This is a genomic window from Sinorhizobium sojae CCBAU 05684 (genome assembly GCF_002288525.1).
Classification (GTDB): Bacteria; Pseudomonadota; Alphaproteobacteria; order Rhizobiales; family Rhizobiaceae; genus Sinorhizobium; species Sinorhizobium sojae.
The window spans coordinates 2,067,427-2,089,363 of sequence record NZ_CP023067.1; the positions used below are offsets into that span (position 1 = coordinate 2,067,427).

The window sequence follows — 21,937 nt, forward strand, 5'->3', positions numbered from 1 at the left end:
CGTGGCTGCCCGTCATACAGAGCCGCGCGTCTTGTCAGATGCGCAGGGTCGCCCTGCAGTTTGAATGGCTGGCAGGGGTTCTGTCGTCGGTTCCGTTCTGCGGAGAAAGTCCTCGAAGTGCGCGGCGGGCCGCCCCAGCAAAGCCTCGAAGTCGCCGGAGACGCACGCATAGCGCCGCTCCGTGATGGATCTGCACAGGCTTGCAAAGGCGTGTGGCCATGGATCCGCCATCTCGGCCCAGAGGCGCGTGAGGTAGTCGGCCGGTGACGCGGGCGTGTATCGTATTGGCCGGCTAAAAGCGCGGGCCGCCGCTGCGGCAATTTCCCCGAACGAATAGGCAATCGGTCCGGTCAGCTCATGAACCCTGCCATCGCCGCCGCCGGCGGCCGCAACCGCAGCCATTGCCTCCGCCACGTCGGCGCGGGCAATCGGTGCCACGCGCGCATCTGCGACCGGCAACGCCATTTCGCCGCTCGCAAGCGCCGGCCGGATCCAATGCGAGAGGATGAGGTCCGCATAAAGGCCACATCGGAGGATGGTCCATTTCATTCCGGACGCACGCAGCCGGCGTTCGGCATCCCGATAGACCGGCGTGAAATAGAAGCCCGACGACGCGTCGATGTCCGTGATGCTCGTGAAGATGACGTGGCCGACACCGGCCGTCGCCGCCGCGTCGACGACGTTTGCGTGGTGGCGCATCACCGCCCGCGCCTGCCCGTCGCTCGCGACGAAGACGAGGCGGTCGACGCCCGAAAATGCCCGTACGAGGCTCGCCGGCTCGTCATAATTGGCAATCCTTATTGGCGCGCCGGCATCCTCGACACGCGCCGCCCGCCCGAGATTGCGCACCATGGCGGAAACCGCATTGCCGCTTTCCGCAAGCCGCCGCAACACGGTGCCGCCGACGTAACCCGAAGCTCCCGTCACCAGGATCATGGCCGATCTTTCGACGATCTTATTCGTTGGCGCTACCGACGATAGCGCTGAAAAGTAACATAATATCGCTGCGTCACCCGGCTTGCAAAGGCCTAGCACTGCGCCCGCCCTGCAGGACGCAAAGGACACTGCGGTTCCTCGAATCCACGCATCGTGGTTTGGCCGGTGCGCTACAACGCCGCCCATCATTCTAGACGCGCAAAGTCGCAGTTAACTTTGAAGCTGCGCATCGAGCTTTCCGAAAATCGGGTACGATTTTCGGAAAGCTCGATGCGCTAGTCACGATGGCGCTGCGGCGCCAGGGCCATGGTCTGTGCATAGGCCATAGGTGACCGGTTTCCAGGCATGTTCTCGTCGAGGACCAAGGTATTCAAGTCATCGGAACGGACGTCGAGAGCAACGACGCGTTCCAGCTTGTCGAACTGCCACACCGCGTAACCGAGTTCGGGGACGTAGCCGCAATCGCACCCACAATCGCTACCGAGAATCGCCCGTGGCTCCGACGGCAGATACATGATCTGCGGCTTCGGCAGTTTGTAGCAGTGCCCCTCATAGGCATAGCCATATATGACACCAATGCTCTTGATGTAATGCTCGCCCTCGGCCTCATAATTCTTGGATGGTATGTTCAAATCAACAGGAAGAGTTATCAGGCGGCCCTGGGAATCGACGGCGGATAATATGATTTGCCGCCTATGATGGCTGACAAAAAGATCTTCGATTACGTTCAACACAACATCATAGGCTTTTTCGGCGTCCTCATCCTTTATGCCCCCTCTTGTAAGGCCCTCTTTAATTTTCCGGGCGTTTTCCTCGCTGACTGCCGGCCTGCTCACGGCGGGTCGTCCATACAGACGCACTTCGCTGGGGTTGTAGGTTTCGTATTCCGGTTCGGGCAGATTTTCCTGCGCGCCCACACCGGGATTACAGCAACAATCACTCATGCTCCTCTCCTTCCGTCAACTTCATCTTCGACCTATGATCTCTCGCCACGCGAAATTGATTTCCAGCAAAGGGGCGGTCGCGACATCAGCCGCGGCGACGACAGCATGCGCCGCGCCGGCGAGTGTGAGGGTATTCGGTTCGAGCCCCCTCAACGAGGCGGCAAGCGCCTGGCCCACTGCGTCGCGGGCGGCGGTCAGCGCCTGCTCGAACGCTAACGGCCGGGCCTGAAAGGCCTCCGCCGTTGCCGCACGGAACCGATCGAAATCAAGCTGATCCAATTCCCGCAGATCGACGTCGAGGAGCCGTCCGTCCGCACAGCCGCGCTGAACCAACTCACTGTGATAGAGCTCGACGATCGTATCGAAGATGGCGCCGATGAAGGGAAGTGCCCGGTCATGTACCTCGCCGGTCACCTCTGACATGCGGCGAAAATTGGTGGCGAGACGGACCTGGGTCTCCGGACTCGTCTCGGCAAAGCGATTGAGTTCATTGTAAATCAAAAGATTGCCTCTCGTTCGCCGCAGCAGCCGGTCGACGGCGGTGTCGAAATGCAGGAACGAGATCAGCGACACGATATCGGAAAATGCCTCCGAGAAAACGAAGAAGTCGGCTCCGCGCGAAAGTGACGTCGGCACACCGGTCTCGGAGAGGAGTATGAGATGCCCGACCTCGTGGGCGATCGTATCGAAGTTCAGCGCATAGGGCCTCCGGATTCCATCCGTGTCTGAAATCCCAAGTTCGAGAAAGCCGTAACCCGCCTGAGCGTTGTCCCAGTTCACATGGGCAACGATTTCGAGTCGCGGAAAAGTCTGGTCGAAAAACCAGCGGACCGGACGGCCGATATAGCTCTGCCAGACCTGGAGAACGAACCGGACGCAGGCATAGGCATGCACGGGAAGAAACTCGCGTGCATCGGGCGAAATGCTGTCGAAGTGGCGGTCCGGACCAGGCCGGACCGGTGGGCGACCTGGCTCGTCGAACGGCGGCAAGCGGTCGAGACCGTATGGACGCTTTTCGAAGAGCGGATCGACGACGTACATTGTCGCGTCACTGGGGCCCGGCCCGATCTCATCCGCAGGGATCGACAGCCAGACACGGTCCGGCTGCTCGTAACCGGGAATGAAGGGAGGTTGGGGGAAAATCCAGAAGCGTGTGCCTAGACGCCCGTCGTCGGACTGGAGGGCCTCGTCCCGAAGCAAGCGCATCGCACATTTGCCCCCTGATTGGAAAATCCGGCGGCTACAATTTATAAGTGTTTACTAATTTTATGTCAATGCCGCCGGCTTCAAGGTCCCTGAGGAAGGTGTTCGTCGCCACCCACCCGGGAAACCGCCGAGTGGTACTTGCCTGATGCGCAAGCGCCGGCGCGCTCTGCAGCGCAGCAATGGCGTCCAGCCTCTTCTGGCCGACCATCTGTTGTCGAAGCGCTTGCGCCGTCTCCGGGGGCCAGCCTGCCCTGTCCAGCACAGCCGCAAGGGTGCGGTCGCGGAAATTGAGGGTTCGCGCGGCCTTGGTGAGTTCGTCGCGCTCGATGGGTGTGATGCGCTTTTCGCGCATCAGCGCGGAAGAGGTCCGCTGCAGATCGACCAGCGAGTCGGTCAGCGGTGGAAAGCCGAGCTCCGCCGGTCCGGAATGGACGGCCACAGCATCGTCCGGAGCAAGCCTAAAGCGCCGATACCACCGGTAGATGAGGCCGACGCCGATCATGCCGAAGTCGTTGAGCTCCGCCGCTCTGAGCGCGCCCATGCTGGCGGCGCCGATCATCACGATGCCCTGCGCCATCGCCCAGAGGATCTCCTTGTGGCGAACAGCGGGCCGGTCCTCGAACTGGCCGTCGATCAGCACCATGGCGCGCGGACGAAAGGCATGGGCGGCGAGCAGGATATCCCCTTGCGCGGCGGGCTGCAGGTAGACGGCGTCGAGCGTAAACTGCGCCTCGGTGAGACGCAGCGTCGGGCCAAGGAAGACCAGGATCGGACTATCGACCTTCGTGTCGGCCATCTCCTCCTCACCGCAACTCGAAGAACGGGCGGGCGCCGGCAAGGACGGTTCGCACGCATTCCACGCCGGTTTCCTCATCCCTTCCGACCGGCACGGCCAGGATCGGGCCCAACCCTGCGGAAGTGATGCTGTCGATAAGCGATGCGAGATCGCTCGCCGCGCCCGGTTCCGCTGCCGCAGTGGTCGGTGGCGTCGCCTCAACGATAAGTTGGCGAGCCATCGCCACGACGGCGTCGCGGCTTCTCCTGTAGTGCCTGCGCGTTTGATCGTCGCGCGCGCCGGAGATCGCCCCCGCCCGCGCTGCGAGCGCCTCCAGCATAGCACTCGAAGCCGCCGTCGCGAGGTCGGAGCCCGCCGCATAGCCTTCGGTCGGAAGCGCCAGGATCGGCTCTCCGGCGCCTGTTTCGATCGTCTGGCACCAGACGACCGGAATGCCCGTCGGCGACGGGGCGAGCCAAAGCCCGAAGGAGACGCCGCAGCAACCGGCGACCGAGAGGATGTGTTCGACCCCATCGCCAAGACCGGTAATGGCGATGCGCGTGCGATCGAAGAAGCCGTGGGTCGCAAAGGCTCGGGCGATGGCGTCCCGCTCGACACATTCGAGAAGGCCGTGCAGGAACGCGCGGTGGCCGTCGCAGTGACAGGCGAGGCCCGTCGTCGTCCTCTGGAAAAGGCCATCATATTCGGGAGGCGGATCGGTATAACAGGTGTGCACGAGCTCCAGCGGCACCGGCAGTCGAGACCCCCTCACGACATCGAGGCCGGAGATCCATCGAATGCGCCTCGAACGCCAATCTACCGCTTGCTCTTCCACCAGGAGATTTTCGAACAATCCTTCGGCGATTCCGAGTTCGTCGGCGGTCGCGACGAAGATCCGCTCCGGCGGAATGGATTCTGCGAAGTAGCGCTCAAGCGCTTCCATGATTGCACCCACTGCCGCCTCTTCTCTCGACAGGCCGCGCCCGAGGGCCGTCACTTCGGAGAGAGCGGCGGGCCTGACGGCCTGCACCACGGGCAATCCGACGCGGTCGAGGCCTGTCAGTTCACCGATCCGGGTGATCCGTGCAGCACGGCAGAGATGCAAAAGCGCGTGAAAGCGGCTGCCCATGTCTTCGGTAGCTTTGCGATGAGCGAGCGGAAGATGCAAACCGGAATTGATCGCGTCACGGAGGCCGGTGAGAACCTCGGTCTGGCTCGTTCGTTCACTTCCGGACAACAACACCAAGCTCCCGGATCGACCGCCGGGCGCGCCTGATGAGCGCCCTTGCACCCTGGCTTTCGGCAATGTCGGCGGCGGCACCGAGGTCGGCCCCAAGCGCGTCTTTTTGCGCGCCGGCCCGGGACTTGAGCACCGCCCGGCAACGGTGCAGCTCCGCCAACCAATAGGCATGGCCGGTTTCCTTCACCTTTGCGATCGCTTCGTCCGCAACCTCGATGGCGGTCGCGAAACTTCCGGCACGCCCCAACAGGCTTGCATGCATGTAAAGATAGATCGGCAAATCCGCGACCGCGCCGAGGCTTCTCAAAAGCTCCAATCCGTCACGTAATCGCTTGTGCCCGCTTGCAAGATCTCCCCTGTGCGCCTCCGCCCAACCTCGGAACAAGAGCGCCAGGCCGGACAGAGATTGCATCCCGTGCTTCCCGGCAAACTCCGCCATGCGCTCCGAGATATGGGCGAGGTGCTCGAAATCGTCCCGATAGAAGGCGGAGACCGCCTCGGTATCGAGCGAATGCGCCTTGCTCGGGACGTGGCCGATCCGGTCGACGAATACGATCATCCGCGAAAGCGCAGCATCCGATGCCTTCGTCCGCCCCGTCAGCCACAGGGAAAGCGCCAATTGTCCGAGACCGCAGACCTTCGCGTCATGGCCACCGAATTCCGTGCGGCTTTTCTGCGCGCGTCGCAGGTCGTAGAGCGCCAGGCCCGCCTTGATCGCCTCCTGCGTCTCGCGGTGCCGCCCGAGATTGAAATCGATTGCCCAGATGCAATGGTTGACCTGGAGTTGGATTTCCGGGTCCTCGGTCGTCGCCAGCATCGACTGCACCTCCAGCGCGCGATCGTGCATGACGCGGAAATCGGAACCCGTGAGCCACCAGCCCCAATAGATCGGAAACCAGTTCGCCTGCTCCTCCATCGGCCGTCGGCGGGCGATCTCGACGCCGTCTTCATAAAGCTTGCGGGCGGGCGGTGAATTCAGGCCCACAAGGCCCGTGAGGATCGGCCCCAGCGCCGTCAGCGCCGAAAGCTGCCGTGACTCGAGCTGGCGTCCCTGGCCACACCGGCCGCAAAGGGTAAGAGCGTGTTCCAGATATTGCCGCGCCTCTATCATCGCCGAGCGGCTCGAGCTTTCCTTTCCGGCCGCAATGTACAGGTCGATAGCCTCCTCAAGGAGCCCGGCCCGTTCCGCATGCTCGGCCAGTCTCCCCGTATCGATCCACGCCGCCATCGAACGATTTTCACCGACGGCGGCATAGAGGCGCCGATGCAGCACCTGCCGCTGCTTGCGCAGGAGCGCGTTATAGATCGTCTCCTGGATCAGCACGTGGCGAAAGCCGTAGGCGATCGGTCCGGGCACCCGGATACGCGTCAGGAATCCGGTCTCGCAGAGCGTGTCTGCCGCGGCTGCGATAGCCTTCTTGCCGAAGTCGGGCAGCAACGCGCGAAGCAGCGGCAAGGTCACATGCGTGCCGGCGGCGGCCGCTGCGCGCGCCACCTCTCGCGCCGAGCCCAGATGCTCCAGCCGAGCGTCGAGGATTGCCTCGAATGCCGACAAATGCGTCGGCTTGAAGCTCTCCGACAGGCTCTTCCTGCCGGCGTCGACATTCTCAGCCACCCATTGGCAGATCTCCTCGATGAAGAGAGGAACGCCGCCGGAAATCCGTTCCGTCACCTCGAAGAGTTCTGGAAGCGCCTCCAGCCGGTGCTGCGGCCATTTGGCCTTTATCGCCAATCTTGTCTCGTCGCGGTCGAGCGGCCGTAGCGGCAGCCGCCTGGGTTTTGCCGCGTCGAGCCATTCCAGGGGCAGGCCGGGACGCGACGTCAGGACGAGGAACGCGGGGAATCGATAAATGATGCGTGCGGCCTCGCCGAGCAGATCCCGGGATGTGGGATCGATCCAGTGGATGTCCTCGACAGCGATGACGACCGGCCCGTTTCGGCAGATCGCTTCAAGCGCGCGATCGACGGCGCGATATGCCTTCTCGCGGATCGTACTGGGGCTATCGTTCTGCAGGGGCTGACCTGGCCCCTGTGCTCCGAGCAGATAGGTAAAGACATCGGTGACTTCCGCGTCCACTATGCCGTTGCGCTCGAAGAGGGCCTGCACTGCCGCCGCCGTGGGGCCCATCTGTCCGGTTTCAGCAGGAAAACTATGCAGCAGCGGATGCAGCGTCGAGCGCAACCCACCCGGCAGGCACTGGAAGAAGAGGAGATTCGCGCGCCAGTCGCGGGTCCGCCTGCGCAGTTCGCGCAGCAGCCGCGACTTGCCCATCCCGGCCTCGCCCTCAATCAGGGCAACCGCCCCGCGCCCACCCAAGACGCCGTCCCAGAGGGAGCCGATGGCAGCCAATTCGCTTTCGCGATTGATAAGGGGGCCCGTGACCCTGCCATAGGCATAGAAGCGGTCGACTTCGATCTTGTGTCCGAGCGCACGCCAGACCTTTTCGGGTTCGGCAAAGCCCTTGAGTGTCTTGCTGCCCTGGAACACGAAGGCATGCGAGCGCCCAGCGAGGTTCCGCGTGTCCTCGGAAACGAGAACGCTGTTGGGATCGGCGATGGCCTCGAGCCGGGTGGCCATGGCGAGCGCGGCGCCGGTCACCGGCTCTTCCGTCCCGCTTTCCTGCGACTGGTCGCGGACGAGCGCGATGGACGTGGCGATACCGACGCGAACACCCAAATCCTCCCGCCCGCCCTCGCGACCGACCCGTTTGCAGGCATCGACGATCCCGAGCCCTGCCCGGATCGCAAGCGATGCGGCATCCCTTGCGTCGAGTTCGATCGGAAAAAGCGCAACCCCGCCGTCGCCGGCCTCGTGCTGAATGACGCCGGATTGAGCAGCGATGGACTGCCTCGTCGCATGCTGAAAGGCGGACATCAGATCCTGATAGTCCTCCATGTCCATGAGATGCAGGAGATCGGTCGACCCGACGAGATCATAGCAGAGCGCCGTGACGATGCGCCGCTCGCCTCCCTGCGCAAAGGAACTGCCCGCGCGCCCTCCGCGCCCGGCCGCTCTCCGTGGTGTCCTGGTCCCGCTTTCGCGCAGCATGCACCACCCCCGCCTTCCGCGACACACCTCGCTGCGGCGCGCCCGCCCCAAATGCAAAAAGTATTGCTTTCCCGTATTTCCTGTTGGTGACCTGAACCGAGCTGACCGCTGCCGCGCGTCCAAAATTGCAGGCAAAGGCTGACGGTCGAACGGGCCGATGTCAATCGGCGACAGGTTGCATGCAACCGCTCATTAGCAATCCAGGCGCAAAGGGCCCACAGAGCGGCAAACAAGAAAGATGAAGGTTGATCAACTTTTCCTTGTGGACGCCCCATTGTTTATCGTTATAGTCGAAGGGCGCTATTGGGCACTGCAAGAGGGACAGAGATCGTGTCGTCGACCGGATTGCTGATCAGCTTTCTCATCACAACAGCCTTCTTCGCCTATATTCCGGGGCCGGCCATGCTCTACGCTGCAGCCCAGACAATGGCGCGCGGGCGCTGGTCCGGCCTGATGGCTGCACTCGGTATCCATATAGGCGGCTATGTGCACGTCGTTGCCGCCGCTGCAGGACTTTCCGTCCTCTTTCACGCCGTTCCCGCCTTGTATTTGGGCGTCAAGTTGGCCGGCGCCGCCTATCTGATCTGGCTCGGCTTATCGCTCTTCCGCGCCAGGATGCAGGGCCATGTCGCAGTGCCGGAAGCCCAAAAAAGGTCCGGTCAGCGCGCATTGCTTGAAAGCATCGCAGTCGAGGTTCTCAATCCCAAAACCGCAATCTTCTTCGTAGCCTTCCTGCCGCAATTTATCGATGTTGCTTCGACTATTCCCGTATGGGTGCAGTTTGTCGCCCTGGGGACGATCGTCAACCTGATCTTCTCATCGGCCGACATCGTCTGCGTGGCGCTCGCCGGTACCGTCGTGTCAAGCCTGAAGCGCTCATCGCGGGCGCAGCGTCTTGTTCAGCGCGCCGGCGGCGCTACGCTTATTGGCTTGGGGGCGCATCTCGCCTTTCAGAAGGGGTAGCGCATCGGCCCGAATATCGGTTTTCGGAGCGTCCAATAAGACGTGCGGCCCCTTAACCAAGCATCACCGGACGATCGTCAACCGTTCTGACGCGCGGGTGATGCCGGTATAGAGCCAGCGCTCGCGCGTGTCGCGGAAGGCAAAGCTCTCGTCGAAGAGGACGACATTGTCCCACTGTGAGCCCTGCGCCTTGTGCACCGTCAGCGCATAGCCATAGTCGAACTCGTCGTAGCGCTTGCGCGTGGACCAGGGAATCTCGCCCTCGACATCCTCGAAAGCCGCCTTCAGGAGCTTGATCTTGGCGGCGCCGCGATCCATGTCGTCGTCTTCGGGGCGGATCATCAGGTTGATCCCCGGCTTCACGGTTTCCTTCGACGAACTCATCACCTGCCAGAGCGAGCCGTTGAGCAGGCCCTTGGCCGGATCGTTCCTGAGGCAGACGAGCTTGTCGCCCGATTGCGGATAGTCGCTGGTAAAGCCCTTCAACTCGCGCAGGCGCTGATTATAGCGCCGCCGCGTGCGGTTGGTGCCGACAAGCACCTGGTCGGCCTCCAATACGAGGGGCTGCGTCACCTCCGCCTTGGAGATCACCCGCGCCGTGCCGTAGTCGCCATGCGTGATCTCCCTGCCTTCGCGCACTTGCATGGCGAGCTGGATGATCGGGTTGTCGCGTGCCTGCCGGTGGATCTCCGTGAGCAGGTAATCCGGCTCCTGATTGGTGAAGAACCCGCCGCCCGACACCGGCGGCAATTGCCCCGGATCGCCGAGCACGAGGATGGGCGTGCCGAAGCTCATCAGATCCTTGCCGAGCGCCTCGTCCACCATCGAGCATTCGTCGACGATGATCAGCGCCGCTTTTGCGACGGGGCTCTGGCGGTTGATGGCGAACATCGGCGCGATCGAGGTCTTGCCGGTTTCCTCATCCGCCACCTCCTCCTCCCCGCGCGGCCGGTAGATCAGCGAGTGGATGGTTTTGGCATTGCTTGCGCCCTTCGAGCGCAACACCTGCGCGGCCTTGCCGGTGAAGGCGGCAAACAATACGTCGCCATCGACATGCTCGGCGAAATGCCGCGCAAGAGTCGTCTTGCCGGTGCCGGCATAGCCGAACAGCCGGAAAAGCTGTGAGCGGCCTTCCTTCAGCCAGCGCGAAACGGCCTTCAGGGCCTCGTCCTGTTGCGGAGCGAACTGCATGCCTTGCAGTGTCAGGATTCGGGGGCTCGGCGCAAGCCCGGATTTGGACATCAGGCGGCCGGCAAGACCGGAGGCGGCCGTGCTACAGCGCCCTGCGGCGCTGTCATTCCGAAAATAGGCGCTCACACGGAATATTCTGCCGCCAAGGGCAGCCGATCGGCCTCATGCGCTGCAGTCCGCGGGCCATCCTCTTCGGCGATCGCTGTGGTGGAATCTTGCAGTCCACCTTGAGCGGGCACGATCAATGCTGCTAACCAAGCGGCGACCGCAGAATGCGCAACACGCGCCCCATGCGATCCCCCGCCGGAGTATGACCGTGAAGCCGGAACAGCCTGCCACGCCGATGCCGCCAAAGAATGCCGGGATGGGGCATCTGCACCAGGCGGTTCAATGGTTCGTGCTCGTTGCTCTCTCCCTGGTCTTCGCCGCCGTCTTGGAGGCGATCGGCATTCCGGCCGGCCTGCTGATGGGGCCGATGGCGGCGGGCGCCATCGTCGGCATGAACGGCGGCACGATCCGCCTGCCGCGCCAGTTCTTCTTCTGCGTCCAGTTCATCCTGGCGATGATGATCGCCGGCTCGATGCGGCCGGACCTGTTCGCAACCCTTTCCGGCAACTGGCCCCTTTTCCTCGCCGTCATCCTTTCGGTGATCAGCGTCAGCACGCTCTCGGGCTGGACGATCACGCGGATGCGCATCCTGCCGGGCACGACGGCGATCTGGGGATCCTCGGCCGGTGCCGCCTCGACCATGTTGCTGATGGCCGACGCCTATGGGGCGGACGTGCGACTGGTCGCCTTCATGCAATATCTGCGCGTCGTCTTCGTGGCGAGCGCCGCGGCCCTGGTCGCCCATTTCTGGGTCAGCGGCGCAGAAGCCGGACAGCCGACCGCCTGGTTCGAGCCGATCGCCGCCCTTCCCTTCCTTGCGACACTCGCGGTCGGCGTCGCCGGCGGGCTTCTCGGCAAGGTGCTGCGCGTGCCCGCCGGCGCCTTTCTCGTCCCCTTCGCCATCGGTTCAGCGCTGAATGTCAGCGGCACTTTGACGATCGAACTGCCGCAATGGCTGCTGGCGCTGTCATTCGCTCTTCTCGGCTGGAATATCGGCCTCGGTTTCACCCGCTCGATCGTGGCTCATGCGCGCCGCGCCTTCCTGCCGACGGTCGTCTCCATCCTCGTGCTCATGGCCTTTTCGGGATTGCTCGCCTTGCTGCTCATCAAGGCGGTCGGCATCGATCCCCTGACCGCCTATCTTGCCACCAGCCCCGGCGGCCTCGATTCGATCGCCGTCATCGCCGCCTCCAGCGATGTCGATCTCCCTTTCGTAATGGCACTGCAAACGGCGCGCCTGTTGATCATCACACTGATCGGCCCCGTGCTCGCCCGCTTCGTCGCCGATCGGGCGTGAGTGGACTCGATCGTGCCAAGCCGCATCAGCCCGCCGCAGCGGATCGTTCCCCAGGACGATCGGCCTTCCATGCGGCGTCGCCTCCGCGGCGCGCTGCCAGCTTCGGGTGAGTGCGTCGAGTTCCGGGCCGGAGGCGACGGAAAGCTTCGTCAGCAGGCCGCCAAGTGCGGCCACCCAGCAATCGTAGTAGTCGCTGCCATCCGCCATGCGTCCCGGCTTGTGAAGCTCGGCGGACAGGGCTTCGGCCCAGGAATCCCACGAAAACAGGCCCCGCTCGTGGAGACGCACGGTTATCGCGAAGGCTGTCGCCTGCCAGGGCTCGGCGAAGACCGGTTCGCCGTCGACGGTTTTCGGCAGCCCGGCAGAGGCGACGAGCGGAGAGGACGTCTTACACGCGCTCAAGATAACTCTCCCAGGCATCGACCGAGACGGTGAGCGAAGGATCGGCCCCCTCGCCCCAGATCTCGGGCCCATCGAACACGACCGTATAGACCCATTGCGGGTCCGAAAAAAGAGGGAAAAACTCAATGTTTTCAACGCTTAGGCGCGAAAGTGTGAATTTCTGTGCACTTCAGTGTGAATTTCCGGACTTGCTAATGTGCAGTTCCGACCAAGCAACAGCAAAATATGTTTTGAAAACAACTTTCCGAGATATTGCCGAAAGCAAGAATACTTCTTGACACTGTAGGTGGACTCGCTCTAATGAGCAACATTCCATAATAAACAGTTTTGAATTAAGGACCGCTCCGGGCGGCAATATTTCGCTATGGCAAGACAATACGGCACATATCTACAGGAACGGAACGGGTGGTTCTATTTCCTCTTCACTGTCCCGAAGGACCAGAAGGCACGCTTTGGCGGTAAGGCTCAAATCCGGAAGTCGCTCGGTGTACCCGTCACGGATCGGAAGACAGCCTTGATAAAGCTCGGTCCGCTGATCGAGCAATACACGGCGATGTGTCAGGCGACCGATACGGGCGAACTCACCTTTGAGCGGACGAAGGAAGCGGCTGGATATCTCGGCTTCGAATATCGCCCTGCTGAACAATTTCAGGCGGCATCGGTCGAAGACAGCGTTGCCATGCTTTCGAAGCTCCTAACCGCTCGTGACCTGATTCAGCCGAACGCTATTGAGCGCGCCGCCTTTGGTGGTGCGATTGATGTTCCCGCCCTATCCGCATCAAAGCTCTACGCTCGATACAAGGAAATCCAGCCCGATAAAGTGGCGGGCAAAAACGAGGTTCAGGCGCAAGTCATCTGGCGGAAATTTGAACGCACGGCTGAATTCTTCATCGCAAAAATGGGTGACCGCGACATAACAAAGCTGACAAAAAAGGACATTGTCGAGTACCGCGCAAAGCTTGTCGCTTGCGTCGAGAACGGCGAATTCAAGAGCGATGCTGGAAACAAATATCTGATGAATTTGCGCCAAATGATCCGCGAAGTTATGGAAACGGATTACGAAGGCGATTTCAAAGACCCCTTCGATAAGGTCAAGAGGATCACCGGCTTCAAGGACGACGCTGCACGACTGCACTTCACCAATGACGAAGCGCGGGCAATTCGGGTAAAACTGGACACCTTCAAGGGCAATCAGCAATTCAAGGCAATGATGCTTGTCGCCGAAAATACCGGCGCTGGCGTCACCGAACTTTGCTTCTTGGCACCGTCCGATATCGTTCTTGATGCGGAGATTCCGCACATCAAGCTTCGCCCGAATGAATTTCGTGCATCCCTAAAAACCGATGAACGCGAACGCGACTTGCCCCTTATTGGCGTTGCTCTGGATGCTATGAAACAGTACCCTTCCGGATTTGCTGACTACCGCGACCCGAACGGACCCGGAAGAGTTTACAGAGCAGCTTACGCCTTAATTAAGCCGGTTGTTCCCGACAAATCATTCGCGGGTTACAGGCATCGTCTCGTGACGCTTCTACGCAATAGCGAAGCAAAAGACCAATTCCAGAATGCCATTATGGGGCACGCGACGGAAGGAATGGGGGCACATTATGGCGGTCCCGTTTGGCTCAAAAACATGAAAAAAGCATTGGAGGACGCACTACCGGCAGACGCATAACGAGCACGAGAAACCCGAACCTTTTAACATCAACAATATGACGAAAGCGAAAGCAGCAATGCACTATTTTATTATGACCACGTCATATCCTACGACGGATATGAAAATTGCAGGAACTGGAATTCACCTACGAAGGCTTGATCAGGAACACGAAGAAGCGCGAACGATTTTTCAGGCTCTATGACCTGATCATCAACGACCTAATGCGAGACGGGTATATTCAGGCGGCACGCACAAGGGCGCTTCACAGAAAAGCAATTGCCGACGACATCAAAGAGGCATTCGGAATTGAGGTGCCTGATTTGGTGATCACTCAATAGAGAACAGACAGGAGAGGAAAATGAAGATCGAAAACCACATGGTTCAATTCACCTACTGGCAAGCGCTCGTTTGGGCGGCATTGCTCTTTTTGGCGGGTCACGAATGGGGCGGCGCGATACTCGGATGATCCGGACAACGCATGATAAATGGAAGGCTGGTGGATAAAACCACCATGACGGCAACCTTCTCCGAACCCCGCTGCGATCAACGGCGGGGTTTTGCATAAATAGCCGATGCTCAACCAATTCTCCCTGTATCTCATAATCTGCTTAATCCTGTTGCTCGTAGCGACATCGTCCGGCTTCGCGATATACCGCCGCATCACCCTTGCTGAAATCGCCGTTCTTGAGCAACAGAACGCCACGTACAAGCTTGCCGTTGACGAGCAGTCCAAGACTATCGAGACGATGCAACGCGATGCCGAAGCGCTCGCAAAGGCGAACAAGTTCCTGAACGAACGGTTTGCCGCGACCGAGTCCGAATTCGTCTCGGATGTCTATCGGATCGATGGGATTGACTTCGGGGATATTGACGGACTGCAACAACGGATCAATGACGAGTTTCAGCGCTCGATAGAGGACTTGCGGAATGCGACAGCCAAATAAACGAAACCCGCCAATCACGGCGGGTTTTTCGTTGGTGGTTATGTCTGGCGTGGATTATTCAGCGCGCTTTGTTACATGAGCAAGATACTCGGCATTCTGAAGCTGGAATGTGATTGCTTCAAGCCAAGCAGGATCGGCACGATATTCGCCACGCACGACACCGCGAAGAGACGACAGAGCTTCATTGAACAACTCTGCTTCGGTGACGGTAGCGGGCTTGGCGGGGGTTTCGGCTTCTGTCTTCTCGGTAAGAGCTTCAGCAAGCTTATCACCACGCACAAGGGTAATGCGCTTCCCCGGCTGAAGATCGGCAAGCACTTCGCTTGCATCTACGACCTGAAGCGTTTTCCCGGCAAGGAAATGGAGTTCGGCGGGGGTTTCGTTTGTCATTTTGGCTTTAAATCTCCTGTCTTTGAAAACGAAGGTGTTCCGGCGCTGCATCGGTATTGTGCCGCATTGGATGATGTCCACCCTCTCAGCACCGGAACGGAAATATTTAGAAAATTGGTGTGCTTGGCGGGGATTAAGCGGGAGTGGCGGTGCGGGCTTTTTCCCATGCGAGCCATTGACGAGCGCGTTCAAGCAGGAATTCACCAGCGTCATTGTCAAAGCCGGATTCTTCGAAGAGCTTGCCAAGTGATTCAATGCCTTCTTTCAGATTGGCAATGAAAGGTTCCGCGAGCGCGTCAATTTCGTTCCGCTTCAGGTCAACAATCTCTAATGTGCCGTAGTCCGTCACCACGAAGTCAGTAGGTTCGTAGACATTAAGCCGTTTTCCATACTCAACACCAAGTGCGCGACCATCTGGAATGGTGACCTTCTCTGCATAACCGCCGTCTTCGTAAATGCGCCGAACCACATCGATCAGAATTCTTTCCGTAACAAATTTGCCCGGAAGGTTCATGAGCATCATCATCCAAGCTTCGGTGCTGTCTGCGCTCTTCCAAGCGGTGTATGCCGGGGTAGCGGCAACGGTAACGGCGTCTTCCGGGATAAGATCGGGAATTCTTGTCATATGAAATATCTCCTGTTTTTGAAAATCAATTTTGGCGGCGGGGATTAAGCGGGATTGGCTGCGCGCTTTGCTTCAACAAGCTCATCAAGCAGGGGCAACAGTACTAAGAACTTTTCATGCCGAAGCTGGCACGTCGTTTCGAACTCATCGGACTTGGCGGACCACTCCGGATCGTGCTCTTCCATGCTGTCTATCTCTTGCTTTTGCGCACGCACAAGCGCACCCATTCGCACATATTCCGCCAGAATAGATTTCAGTTCTGCATTGTCAGAGCGCCGCATTAGCGCTTCACTTCCCATCTTTAGAGCCTCATAAAGGTCATCGCTATCGGGTCGCTTTCTATCGATGTTGTTTGCGGCTCTATGGAAGCGGATTCGGTCCATTTCTATAATATTGGTCATGCGAAATATCTCCTGTTGTTTGAAAATGAAAAAGGGTTCAGATGCGCCGGTCGGAATGGCATCTGAACCCCTGATCAAAGAGACATTTAACGTAAAGGAATACGACTCCGATCAATGGCTAAGGAATTCAGCCATCCGACCGGCTTTCGTATTCCTTATGTTTGTATTTAGTGGAATTGGAATTGATGGGCGGCATCAGTGAAGTGCCGCCGAATTTAGACGTACCGTAGCGCCAATTCCCGTGCGTTCTCGCTAATAGCGGTTTCGGCACGGTTTCTTGCCAGTTCAGCATCATTGACAGCCCGTAGCGCTGCTTCAAATGCCTTGCGGGATGCCTTTTGTTCGGGTGTCCCGGCATCACCCAACATCGTGGCGCGAGCACGCTCAAGAGCGCGGGCGCACTGTTCATAGTCAATGTGTGCGTCAATCAGTGCGGATTCTAATTCGGATCGGTTATCAAACATAGGCAAGTCGCAATTCCTCGTGTTGTTCTGGTCGCGTGTGCGCCTTTCTTTGTCGTCAAATTTTTCTCTGATCTCGCGTGCGCTCCTGATGTGCAGGAGTATATCGCGGCGGTCCCAATCTTCCGGGAATTCGTCCAAAATTGCGAACATCAGGGCAAGGAATTCCGCCGACAAATCCAGCTTGCTATCGAGAAGGTCAATCGGCTCTTCGGTTGGGGTGCGGTAGTGATCGAGTGGTATAACGTTGTTCATGTCCTTTCGTGCTCAAATGAAAGTTGGGTTGCTGATTAAACCGCCGAAGGGGAGCGGTTCCCCTTCCATGCGTATACGTTTCTTACAGTCGTTTTAGCGTCACGGTCGGTGCCTTCGCCAAAACGATTGCGCTCGCATGCCGTGGATAGGAATGCGTTGGTCTCATATTCAGTCCAGCCGTTCTTCTTCAGTTCGATGGCACATCGAAACAGATGCTCATTCCCCTTGCCTTCTCCGGGCTTCGTTTCCCATTTGGCAAGAATCGTTTCGGGGTCCAGTCGCTCGGCAGTAGCTTTTGGTGCCGGGGCATTCTCAAATGTTGCGGCTGCTTCAGGGTCGAAGACCTGATTGCGGCTAAGGAACCATTTCACGTCAAGAAACTTGGCTTCGAAAGCCATACCACCAGCCATAATGTGGCGTTTGATGAAAAAGCCATGCCCGCTATCAGGAACGGTAGGGCTAAAGAACCGGGAATTGATAGACAATTTGCTTCGGTCGATGGGATAGTCTTTCGGGCGCTTATCCAGTTCAAAATAGGTGGCAATGTCAGCAACCACCAACTCGATAATGCGCCTGTAATTTTCGGCATTGACTGCTTCGGAAAGTCCAATGACAACGCGAAAGCTGTACAGGTCCGCCGTGTTGGAACGTGACGCATAAATGAAATGGGACCAACCACAATCGTAAAGGAAATCAGATAGCGGCTTCGGCGGCAACCTCGCTTCGTCAATATCGAGGATCGCAAGCTTTGTGGATTTGATGTTTCCCTTGAGCTTGTGGTTATTGAGGTCGCTTAGATCGCCTTCCCTGAATTGCGGGCGGGGTGCGTTCGCTGGCAGGACCAGATTGTTCGCGTCTTCCTCGCACTTCGAAGTGAGCTTCCACCAGTCCATTGGGTTTTGCCGAAGGAACTTGGATTCCTTCTTCTCCCAATGAATGATTTTGAAACCGTCATACTGCTCGGTAAGCGCGTGGTCGTCTCGAATGGCTTTCGCGCGCGCGCGGCTGTTCTTTGACCGTTCGGTGGACGTCGCGGCTTCGACTTGGGCTCCCCACAACTCAGGAATGCCGATATCAAGCGGCTTAGGGTTGGCGCATTTAAACTTCCGCTGAAGCGCATTCGCGGCGGCACGATCCAAGACAATTAAATGTACCTCTGCATCACTCGCATAGTCGCGGATGCTGGTGCGCGCCATAAACTGATAATGTCCTTCGTAAGGGATCGACTCCTTCACGTCTTCGCTTGTCTGCCCATATCGGTCACGCTTGTGATTGAAGACAGCCGGGGGCGGGTTTACCGGGGCAAGGTGTAGAGCAATGTTGATGTGCTTAAACCCGTCGATACCCTTCACATTGGAAGGAAGGCGGATACCGGGAAGACCTTTGCCTTCATATTTCCAATGATAGGGATCGCCGTTTTCGTCCGCCTTGCGGGTACAGAAGATGTAAGGCGCATTACCGAGTTCCGGATGGGCGGCAACCGCATCAGCCACACAATCGAGGAAATATTGATAACCGAGTTGGTTCAGCCTGTACCAAGTGCCATGCTCTTCCGACAGGAACCAAATCTTGATCAGATGGGACTTCAGTTCGGAAACATCCTTGCGAAGGTTCTCGCAAAGCGGATGGTCCTCAAAATCAGCCACGTCCTGCCACTGATGAAAGAAATCAGCATTGTGGATGTTAGCAGCCGCGATGGTGGCAGATCGGTAAACCGAAATGATCGACGGCTTAAACGACTGATAGAAGGTGACGTACGGGGTCTCACCAGCCTTCCATTTAAGGATTTCCGATGCTCGGACTTCAACACGAACATCCTGACTGTTGGTGATTGCGTAGCAAAGATTGATAAACTTCTTGTTGTAGGAAATGACCGAGTCTTCGTCTTCGTTGCGGTACTCCTTCAAGATCGCTTCGATTTCCAAGGCGACTTGTGGTGTCAAACGAAGCTCGTAGTAGCTGCTTTCCGCCGTGATCTGGTGATCAAACAGGATGTTCATCACTTCCTGTATCCGCTTGGGCATCTTCTTAAACCGAACGGTCTTTTCGATGGTCGGAACCTCGTCAATAAAGAGGTCGTATTGTTCGGTGCCGGGATATCTACCAAGCACAACCGAATGATCGGCGAAGATGATACGGTACTTCCCGGAAGCGACAGCCGTGCGGAACTTTGACCGGCATTTCTTGTCTGTCTTGGTCGAGATGACCAAGATTTCGTCTTCGCTCGCGCCATTGGCGATAAGCCGTTCTTTGATTTCGAGGGAGAGTTTGTGCTGTTGGGTGCCGATAATCGCTTTGGTGTCTGTCGTGGCAAGGTGCTCAACAATCTGATGTGTCTTGCCTCTCGCTACACCGGCATCCATAAGAAAAATTTTCTGCTTCATTAATCGAGTTTCCGTTAAAAATTAAAGTACAAAATGAAAAGGTCTCTGTGCTGTCCGGGCAGGAACACAGAGACCTTTCAATAATTCTTTCACGTACTATTTTATCAGGAAACTCGATGCAAAGCCGTTCAACAATGACCCGTTGATAACAGAGTCATTTGCCCGGACTTTGCATCAACTGTAGTATATAGTAATCTCGACACCTTCGGAGACACACGGAAACGTGCGTTATTAAAAAACTGACGATGTCTTGATTTATTTTCGGCTCAGGTGGGATTGCCCGACACAATATGTCTCCTGAACCGTGTTTTGAATTATATAACGTTCCTATAGTACATTCAAGCACAAATTGAAATTCTGTAGAAGAAATAACTTCGTTTGATTTTAAATTTCGACTGGCTTCGTCTTCGCTCCTTCGTCGCTCAGTTTAACAGGTCTGTTCAGTTCAGCTAATTCGGGATAACGAGGCGGGAGTCTGTTACTATCGGTCTAAGAGAGGTATATTTGAGTCGAATTTCAAGCGCAGCGATTCTCTATAGATGGTCTGTCTTTAGAAAAACGTTGCATATAAAAATCGACTCAATAAAGAGTCAAGTAATCCTTCTCTTAGACTATCAATAACAGACTCGCGCGAAGCCCTTGCCCAACACGTCATCCAAGACACCTGTTACATGCCCGAAGGGCACTTGCCGAAGGCAAGACAGCCAATCCATAGCCATCGGCAACGTTCTCGATTTGATATGTAACAGTATTACATATGAACAAATTCTGAACTTGTATATACAAATACTTCTACCGTTGACCACGTATTCCGCCCGCGCCGCGTGAGCCGCCCCGGAATCCGCCCAAAACCCGTTCAATATTGAACAATACCGCTCCAAATCAGTAAAGCCCACATCAGCACGGAAGAGACCCGCCACAGCACGGTAATGACGACGAGACAGGTTATCGCATAGCGACCAACTGCCGACCCGCCGAACGCGCCAAGGGAATTCAATTTCAGTTGTTCATTCTCCGGGGAATTGCGCTTGGACAATCTGCACTCCTGCTGTTGTTGAACGTGCATAAAGCAAGTAGCTAATCGGCTCCCACGTCTAGTGTAGCTGTGCATCATTGGCGGTGTCCCGCCCGTCCGCCCGTCGCCTTTACCCGCTGTACACAGTGATCCACAGAGAGACCGGGAAATGAAAATGCAGGGCCTTTGGGCTTGGTTATAGACGCACCTTCCAGCAAGAAAACTGGTGCGTCCAATCACTATTACCGGATCACCGAGCGCTACCGAATTCCTCGTTTTTGCCGTATGGTCCACTGTTTGGCTCCAATTCCAGCGCCCACAAAAAAGCAGCCGATCCGGAAAGACCGACTACCTGAAGCGGACCGCCTTGTTCGTTCTCATTTATCACGCACAACGGACGTCATTATTTGACATTCAAATGTTGTGGATGATAAATAGTGTTTTAACAGGAGCACAATTTTGATGAAGCAATACATCGTTTACACAAGGGTGAGCACGGACGACCAAGGTAAGTCCGGTCTTGGCTTGGAAGCCCAACAGCGGGATATCGACATCTACCTAGAGCAATATTCGGTAGTGCCATACGAGGTCATAGCGACCTTTCAGGACGTTCTTTCAGGTGCCGACGATAACCGCCCGGAATTGACCAAGGCGCTTGCCCTTGCCCGTAAGACCGGCGCTGAACTGCTGGTGGCGAAGCTGGACCGACTTTCAAGAAAGGTGTCGTTCATCGCTGCCATTATGGACGATAAGCGCGTGAACCTTCGCGTTGCATCGATGCCGCATGCCGACAAGTTTCAACTACACATCTATGCCGCCTTGGCAGAGCAAGAACGCGACTTCATCAGCGCCCGGACCAAGGCAGCATTGCAGTCGGCAAAAGCTCGTGGCGTGAAGCTCGGTGGCTTGCGCGATAAGACCAACGAACGAAACAAAGCAGCCAAGGCTAAGGCGGATAGGTTCGCTGCATCGGTGCTGCCGCTGGTCCAGAAGCTACGGGATGCGGGCGAAACACTACAGGCTATTGCCGACGCACTGAACGATGCGGGCAAGCAATCGCCGCGTGGCGGACAGTGGACGGCTACCAGCGTCAAGCGGGTGATCGAACGCGCCTGAACGAAAGCCGGAAACCGCGCAACACCCTGCAAATCAAGGGTTTCTGCGCAAAATATCAATCTAATCGCGATTTTATATTCAGCGCGACCTATCGAGATACCAACCGGGACATTTAACGCAAAATCGGGTCTCGGAAGCCCTTGTTTCACAGACGTTTCACGAGGGCATTTTAAGATAGAATATCGCCCTGCCCTGCCGATCACGTCGGTTTATCATACAGCGGCTTACGTCTGTTCCGTGCCTTCGGTTCCTTCGGGCGTCGAACTATCTCGACATCGTCCAGATACTTTTCGTGTATCGAGACCGGGTGTTCGTAGCCGCGAAGATGCAGCGTCAAAAGTCCGCTTTCCCAAACCTTGACGATCTTGGCTGTTAACCGCAGATGGTCACCTTTTTCGAACTTGCTCATATACATAATCTGGCGCTGATCCGGGCGAAGAAAAGGGGTGATCAGAAACCAGCAGCAGCACACCCGCCCTACCCCCGCTGCGCGCTTAAATTTCTTATATGGTCGCCCGCAAATTTTTTATAGAAAATAGAAAATTCGGACCCCAAACGAAAAAGGCTGCTCCGAAGAA

Annotated in this window: 21 protein-coding genes and 2 pseudogenes; 5 read left to right on the plus strand and 18 right to left on the minus strand. The window is 57.6% G+C overall.

Going from position 1 to position 21,937, the window contains the following annotated elements; genetic code table 11:
* Positions 1-12: 12 nt before the first annotated feature.
* From SJ05684_RS10195 to SJ05684_RS30380, 6 genes are all read right to left on the minus strand, one after another.
* The gene (locus SJ05684_RS10195) at positions 13-936 is read right to left on the minus strand and encodes an NAD(P)H-binding protein (RefSeq protein ID WP_050979902.1); all 924 of its coding nucleotides are present in this window, start codon (positions 934-936) and stop codon (positions 13-15) included.
* A 275-nt stretch (positions 937-1,211) separates the two neighbouring features.
* Entirely contained in the window at positions 1,212-1,880 is a 669-nt protein-coding gene (locus SJ05684_RS10200; RefSeq protein ID WP_034850993.1) for a hypothetical protein, read from the minus strand.
* Between the two features lie 21 nt (positions 1,881-1,901).
* Positions 1,902-3,086, minus strand: coding sequence for a gluzincin family metallopeptidase (locus SJ05684_RS10205; protein ID WP_034850994.1), 1,185 nt, complete (start codon positions 3,084-3,086; stop codon positions 1,902-1,904).
* Positions 3,087-3,120: 34 nt separating this feature from the next.
* Positions 3,121-3,882 (minus strand): TfuA-like protein, encoded by a 762-nt coding sequence (locus SJ05684_RS10210; RefSeq protein ID WP_034850996.1) that lies wholly within the window; start codon positions 3,880-3,882, stop codon positions 3,121-3,123.
* 7 nt (positions 3,883-3,889) lie between these two features.
* On the minus strand, positions 3,890-5,029 hold the full coding sequence (locus SJ05684_RS10215) for a YcaO-like family protein (protein WP_374188699.1): 1,140 nt from the start codon (positions 5,027-5,029) through the stop codon (positions 3,890-3,892).
* A gap of 55 nt (positions 5,030-5,084) precedes the next feature.
* Positions 5,085-8,150, minus strand: a complete 3,066-nt coding sequence (locus SJ05684_RS30380) for an ATP-binding protein (protein WP_034850998.1) — start codon at positions 8,148-8,150, stop codon at positions 5,085-5,087.
* A gap of 330 nt (positions 8,151-8,480) precedes the next feature.
* Between SJ05684_RS30380 and SJ05684_RS10225 the strand changes: the two genes are divergently transcribed.
* Complete coding sequence (locus SJ05684_RS10225) at positions 8,481-9,113, plus strand: LysE family translocator (protein ID WP_034850999.1); 633 nt, start codon at positions 8,481-8,483, stop codon at positions 9,111-9,113.
* A 63-nt stretch (positions 9,114-9,176) separates the two neighbouring features.
* On the opposite strand, the gene SJ05684_RS10230 is transcribed toward SJ05684_RS10225, so the two are convergent.
* Positions 9,177-10,304, minus strand: coding sequence for an ATP-dependent DNA helicase (locus SJ05684_RS10230; RefSeq protein WP_034851164.1), 1,128 nt, complete (start codon positions 10,302-10,304; stop codon positions 9,177-9,179).
* A 316-nt stretch (positions 10,305-10,620) separates the two neighbouring features.
* Between SJ05684_RS10230 and SJ05684_RS10235 the strand changes: the two genes are divergently transcribed.
* Positions 10,621-11,709, plus strand: coding sequence for an AbrB family transcriptional regulator (locus SJ05684_RS10235; protein ID WP_034851166.1), 1,089 nt, complete (start codon positions 10,621-10,623; stop codon positions 11,707-11,709).
* Between the two features lie 33 nt (positions 11,710-11,742).
* Here SJ05684_RS10235 and SJ05684_RS10240 read toward each other — a convergent pair.
* Both SJ05684_RS10240 and SJ05684_RS10245 read right to left on the minus strand, forming a co-directional pair.
* Positions 11,743-12,129, minus strand: a pseudogene (locus tag SJ05684_RS10240) (nitrile hydratase accessory protein); the annotation flags it as partial.
* Positions 12,098-12,214, minus strand: a pseudogene (locus tag SJ05684_RS10245) (SH3-like domain-containing protein); the annotation flags it as partial. The pseudogenes SJ05684_RS10240 and SJ05684_RS10245, both read right to left, overlap by 32 nt.
* A gap of 411 nt (positions 12,215-12,625) precedes the next feature.
* Between SJ05684_RS10245 and SJ05684_RS10250 the strand changes: the two are divergent.
* Entirely contained in the window at positions 12,626-13,786 is a 1,161-nt protein-coding gene (locus tag SJ05684_RS10250) for a site-specific integrase (protein ID WP_157747891.1), read from the plus strand.
* Positions 13,787-13,893: 107 nt separating this feature from the next.
* Entirely contained in the window at positions 13,894-14,106 is a 213-nt protein-coding gene (locus SJ05684_RS10255) for a hypothetical protein (RefSeq protein WP_034851003.1), read from the plus strand.
* On the opposite strand, the gene SJ05684_RS29600 is transcribed toward SJ05684_RS10255, so the two are convergent.
* From SJ05684_RS29600 to SJ05684_RS29610, 8 genes are all read right to left on the minus strand, one after another.
* Complete coding sequence (locus SJ05684_RS29600; RefSeq protein ID WP_157211939.1) at positions 14,100-14,348, minus strand: hypothetical protein; 249 nt, start codon at positions 14,346-14,348, stop codon at positions 14,100-14,102. The genes SJ05684_RS10255 and SJ05684_RS29600 overlap by 7 nt on opposite strands.
* 28 nt (positions 14,349-14,376) lie before the next feature.
* Entirely contained in the window at positions 14,377-14,730 is a 354-nt protein-coding gene (locus SJ05684_RS29605; RefSeq protein WP_157211940.1) for a hypothetical protein, read from the minus strand.
* Between the two features lie 36 nt (positions 14,731-14,766).
* The gene (locus SJ05684_RS29990; protein ID WP_162098795.1) at positions 14,767-15,294 is read right to left on the minus strand and encodes a hypothetical protein; all 528 of its coding nucleotides are present in this window, start codon (positions 15,292-15,294) and stop codon (positions 14,767-14,769) included.
* Positions 15,236-15,727 (minus strand): hypothetical protein, encoded by a 492-nt coding sequence (locus SJ05684_RS10270; protein WP_034851015.1) that lies wholly within the window; start codon positions 15,725-15,727, stop codon positions 15,236-15,238. Before SJ05684_RS10270 ends, SJ05684_RS29990 begins: the two co-directional genes overlap by 59 nt.
* A gap of 44 nt (positions 15,728-15,771) precedes the next feature.
* Positions 15,772-16,128: a hypothetical protein gene (locus SJ05684_RS10275; RefSeq protein ID WP_034851016.1), complete on the minus strand. Its 357-nt coding sequence runs from the start codon at positions 16,126-16,128 to the stop codon at positions 15,772-15,774.
* Between the two features lie 215 nt (positions 16,129-16,343).
* Positions 16,344-16,844, minus strand: a complete 501-nt coding sequence (locus tag SJ05684_RS10280; protein ID WP_034851018.1) for a hypothetical protein — start codon at positions 16,842-16,844, stop codon at positions 16,344-16,346.
* A 35-nt stretch (positions 16,845-16,879) separates the two neighbouring features.
* Entirely contained in the window at positions 16,880-19,228 is a 2,349-nt protein-coding gene (locus tag SJ05684_RS10285) for a hypothetical protein (RefSeq protein ID WP_034851019.1), read from the minus strand.
* A gap of 856 nt (positions 19,229-20,084) precedes the next feature.
* Complete coding sequence (locus SJ05684_RS29610) at positions 20,085-20,264, minus strand: hypothetical protein (protein WP_157211941.1); 180 nt, start codon at positions 20,262-20,264, stop codon at positions 20,085-20,087.
* A gap of 441 nt (positions 20,265-20,705) precedes the next feature.
* Here SJ05684_RS29610 and SJ05684_RS10290 point away from each other — a divergent pair, with 441 nt between their 5' ends.
* On the plus strand, positions 20,706-21,359 hold the full coding sequence (locus SJ05684_RS10290) for a recombinase family protein (RefSeq protein ID WP_034851021.1): 654 nt from the start codon (positions 20,706-20,708) through the stop codon (positions 21,357-21,359).
* Positions 21,360-21,558: 199 nt separating this feature from the next.
* Here the strand turns inward: SJ05684_RS10290 and SJ05684_RS10295 are convergent, their stop codons facing one another.
* A complete protein-coding gene (locus tag SJ05684_RS10295; protein ID WP_034851023.1) occupies positions 21,559-21,768 on the minus strand; it encodes a hypothetical protein in 210 nt (69 codons plus the stop codon).
* Between the last annotated feature and the right edge of the window lie 169 nt (positions 21,769-21,937).

What these genes read in the sequence shown, in the direction of transcription:
- SJ05684_RS10195 (WP_050979902.1), bottom strand. Translation starts at nt 936, where the DNA reads ATGATCCTGGTGACGGGAGCTTCGGGTTACGTCGGCGGCACCGTGTTG.
- SJ05684_RS10200 (WP_034850993.1), bottom strand. Translation starts at nt 1,880, where the DNA reads ATGAGTGATTGTTGCTGTAATCCCGGTGTGGGCGCGCAGGAAAATCTG.
- SJ05684_RS10205 (WP_034850994.1), bottom strand. Translation starts at nt 3,086, where the DNA reads ATGCGCTTGCTTCGGGACGAGGCCCTCCAGTCCGACGACGGGCGTCTA.
- SJ05684_RS10210 (WP_034850996.1), bottom strand. Translation starts at nt 3,882, where the DNA reads ATGGCCGACACGAAGGTCGATAGTCCGATCCTGGTCTTCCTTGGCCCG.
- SJ05684_RS30380 (WP_034850998.1), bottom strand. Translation starts at nt 8,150, where the DNA reads ATGCTGCGCGAAAGCGGGACCAGGACACCACGGAGAGCGGCCGGGCGC.
- SJ05684_RS10230 (WP_034851164.1), bottom strand. Translation starts at nt 10,304, where the DNA reads ATGCAGTTCGCTCCGCAACAGGACGAGGCCCTGAAGGCCGTTTCGCGC.
- SJ05684_RS10270 (WP_034851015.1), bottom strand. Translation starts at nt 15,727, where the DNA reads ATGACAAGAATTCCCGATCTTATCCCGGAAGACGCCGTTACCGTTGCC.
- SJ05684_RS10275 (WP_034851016.1), bottom strand. Translation starts at nt 16,128, where the DNA reads ATGACCAATATTATAGAAATGGACCGAATCCGCTTCCATAGAGCCGCA.
- SJ05684_RS10280 (WP_034851018.1), bottom strand. Translation starts at nt 16,844, where the DNA reads ATGAACAACGTTATACCACTCGATCACTACCGCACCCCAACCGAAGAG.
- SJ05684_RS10285 (WP_034851019.1), bottom strand. Translation starts at nt 19,228, where the DNA reads ATGAAGCAGAAAATTTTTCTTATGGATGCCGGTGTAGCGAGAGGCAAG.
- SJ05684_RS10290 (WP_034851021.1), top strand. Translation starts at nt 20,706, where the DNA reads ATGAAGCAATACATCGTTTACACAAGGGTGAGCACGGACGACCAAGGT.
- SJ05684_RS10295 (WP_034851023.1), bottom strand. Translation starts at nt 21,768, where the DNA reads ATGAGCAAGTTCGAAAAAGGTGACCATCTGCGGTTAACAGCCAAGATC.